A 1,880-nucleotide genomic window follows, 5' to 3' on the forward strand; every position below is an offset into this window, starting at 1 on the left:
TGTCGACGGGTGGTGTGCGTCGTTGCGCACCACGTGCCGGCCCCGCGCGTCAGAACATCGTGTTCGCGTTCGCGGACTTTTCCGGTACCGGCTGGATCACGTCCCAGTGTTCGACGATCTTGCCGTCTTTCACGCGGAAGATGTCGACGACCGCTTCGCCTCGGTCGCCCGGACGCTCGGTCGCATGCACGTGCAGGTAGACGAGGTCGCCGTCGGTTGCGCTGCGCACGATGCGTGCGCGTGATGCCGGGTTTTTCTGGAACGCGCCGACGAAGTACGACACGAACGGCTTCTTGCCGTCCGGTACGTGCGGGTTGTGCTGCTTGTAGTCGTCCGCGACGACGGCGGCGGCCTCGACGGCTTCGTGCTTGTTGAAGAAGCGGTCGTAGAACGTCAGCACGAGCTGGCGGTTGGCTTCCTCGGCGGCCAGGTCGCGCGTGGCCGGGCCGGCGGCCAGCGCGGCCGTCGACGCGGCCAGCAGGACGAGCGCGGCAACGGCGCGAACGGGGGAGCGGAGCGATGACATGTAGCGGGTTCCTTGTCTGACGAAGCGTGGGTGGGTGCGCGAGGCGCGACGACGGGCCGAGCCTGTTACAACGATCGGCGATCGGCAGGCGACAGCGCATGGTTGCGGATACACGAGCCTTGTCGACGCGAGGGATTCACCGCCCGGCCCGCATCGTCACGATACGGATCGGGCGAGGCTGCGCGCCGTCGTCATGCTTCGTTGAACTGGCGAATCCGCGCGGCTGTCGGGCCGATCGAATGGTACAGTTGCCGCGAACCCGTCACAAGAAGTCAGCGCGGTGTGAACAGGTCACACCGCGCTGACCATGCGTTGCCCTTGAAAGAGAATCCAGACATGTCGTTCCCGTCCGCCGATGAACCCGTCGAACTCGACCAGCCATGCCCGATTCGCGATGTGCTCGACCGCATCGGCGACCAATGGAGCCTGCTCGTGCTCGAGACGCTGTCCGGCGGGACGATGCGTTTCAACGAGCTCGGCCGTACGATCGGCGATGTGTCGAACCAGATGCTGTCGCGCACGCTCAAGCGGCTCGAGCAGGACGGCTTCGTCAGTCGCACGCTGTTCGCAGAAGTGCCGCCGCGTGTCGAATATGCGCTGACCGACCTCGGGCGTTCGTTCCTGACGCCGATGCAGGCGATGATCCGGTGGGCCGACGAACATCATCGGGCGATCTGCATCGCGCGACGTCGTGCACGGGAGCTGGAGGGCGGCGGGCGCTGAGCGGGGCGCTTGCGCTGTCTCGTCGAAGAGCGTCGTGCTGCGGATCGGGTGTGATGCGACGAGACATGGCAGAAGCGCACGTGTATCGCCATCGCATGATTTCGTTATCCGAATGATATGGTCTAGGTTGGGGTGCTGGTGCTTCGGTGTGTCCCGGTCATCCCGAAGCCGGCAATGCGCGGGCAATGCCCCGCTTGCGGGGGCACGCTCCGTGGCGACCGAAACGGCGGTCTTCCGCTGCATCGCGCATGACAGGTGCGGCGGGATCCGTTCGAGGCGGGATGATGCGCCGGAGATCGGCGAGCGGGTCGATGGTCGAGTTTGCGTGACCGAAAGCCTCGCCCTCGGTTTGCGCGCGGGCATCGGGGCGGGGTGGGGCAGGATTCGCGGAGGCGCCTGCCGGGCATCACGATGTCGGGGCCGAACGGCACGGGTTCGCTTGCGTCGCCCGGCCCCGGCCCCGGGCCTGCCACCGGCCGGGCGCCGGCCGGCTGCCTATCGCCACGTACCGTCGACGTAGATCCACACCTGTCCCTGCCGGCGCCAGTAGCCGGGCACCCACCGCCAGACCGCAAGCACGTCGGCAAGGGAAAGAGTGTAAGAAACATTGTAGCTCTCGGTGCCCGCCGCC

The 1,880-nt window shown here is 66.8% G+C and carries 2 protein-coding genes; one reads left to right on the forward strand and one right to left on the reverse strand.

What is annotated here, in order from left to right; genetic code table 11:
* Window positions 1-49: 49 nt before the first annotated feature.
* On the reverse strand, window positions 50-526 hold the full coding sequence (locus G3O00_RS42245) for a nuclear transport factor 2 family protein (protein WP_011354627.1): 477 nt from the start codon (window positions 524-526) through the stop codon (window positions 50-52).
* 336 nt (window positions 527-862) lie between these two features.
* Here G3O00_RS42245 and G3O00_RS42250 point away from each other — a divergent pair, with 336 nt between their 5' ends.
* A complete protein-coding gene (locus tag G3O00_RS42250) occupies window positions 863-1,249 on the forward strand; it encodes a helix-turn-helix domain-containing protein (protein ID WP_206146552.1) in 387 nt (128 codons plus the stop codon).
* The last annotated feature ends 631 nt before the right edge of the window (window positions 1,250-1,880 follow it).

The sequence above is a fragment of the Burkholderia sp. Ac-20384 genome (assembly GCF_017104605.1).
Taxonomy (GTDB): Bacteria; Pseudomonadota; Gammaproteobacteria; order Burkholderiales; family Burkholderiaceae; genus Burkholderia; species Burkholderia lata.